Source organism: Chitinimonas sp. BJB300 (assembly GCF_002735695.1).
In the GTDB taxonomy this organism is placed as follows: Bacteria; Pseudomonadota; Gammaproteobacteria; order Burkholderiales; family Chitinimonadaceae; genus Chitinimonas.
Window position 1 is genome coordinate 1 of sequence record NZ_PDZH01000328.1, and the last position, 917, is coordinate 917.

Annotated in this window: 2 protein-coding genes; both read right to left on the reverse strand. The window is 59.0% G+C overall.

What is annotated here, in order from left to right:
* The coding region (locus CSQ89_RS21675; protein WP_139023180.1) for an IS66 family transposase zinc-finger binding domain-containing protein at nucleotides 1-606 on the reverse strand (606 nt) is incomplete at its 3' end.
* Between the two features lie 69 nt (nucleotides 607-675).
* Nucleotides 676-917: IS66 family insertion sequence element accessory protein TnpB (gene tnpB / locus CSQ89_RS21680; RefSeq protein ID WP_139023179.1), on the reverse strand; the 242-nt coding region annotated here is incomplete at its 5' end.

Consider the following 917-nt stretch of genomic DNA (forward strand, 5'->3'; position numbering starts at 1 on the left):
ACCCAGGGTATTGGGCGAGAGTTCAATGCCATGACGCTTGAGCATACCGGCTTGGCGGTTGAGCGGCAGATGGTCTGCCCATTTGCTGACGATGATGTGAGCTAGCAGCCCGGGTGCGGCCATGCCCTGTTCAATGGGCTGCAGCGGCAAGGGTGCGACGGTGATCTGGCCTTCACAGGCAGAACAGGCGTATTTGGGCCGGCGGTATTGCAGTACGCTCAATTGTGCCGGCACATAGTCGAGCTTTTCGCTGACGGCATCGCCGATGTGGTGCCGCTCACCCCCACAGCAGGGACAGGCTTTCTCGGCCTGGGTTAAATCAAGTGTGACGATCTCGCGCGGCAGATGGTCGGGGATGGGCTTGCGCGTGGGCTTCTGCCGGACATGATGCGGGATAGTCGTCACATCCGGCGCAGCGGCAGGCGTTGACGCCAACTGATCGAACAACGGCAATGTCATCGCACCGGCCAGGGTGTCGATGCGCTCGGCACGATGGCCGTAAATGAGACGCTTGAGCTGCTCCAACTGGAATTGGAGGTGTTCATTATTGGCCTTGAGCACGTCGATCTCGACGCGCGCGTGAGCCAGCTCTTCGGTCAGCGTCATGCCGCCTATTATACCGGTAACCCATGCATCGCCCTGGTTCCGGCAACCTTGACGTGTACAGGTTCGCCGTTATGCCACACGTCCTGCAGCGACAGCTTTAAAGCGTCGCGTCTTAGGGTCGATGCCTTCCAGGATCAACAGCAAATCGGTCCAATCCATCGCGTCGGCAGGTACGGGCAGCTTGAACCGACCGCGCTCCAGTCGCTTGTATGCCATCCAGAAACCATGGCGGTCAAACCACAGTAGCTTGACCTTGTCGCGCGATTTATTGAAAAACACAAACATCTCGCCCGACAGCGGTGAGCGGTCGA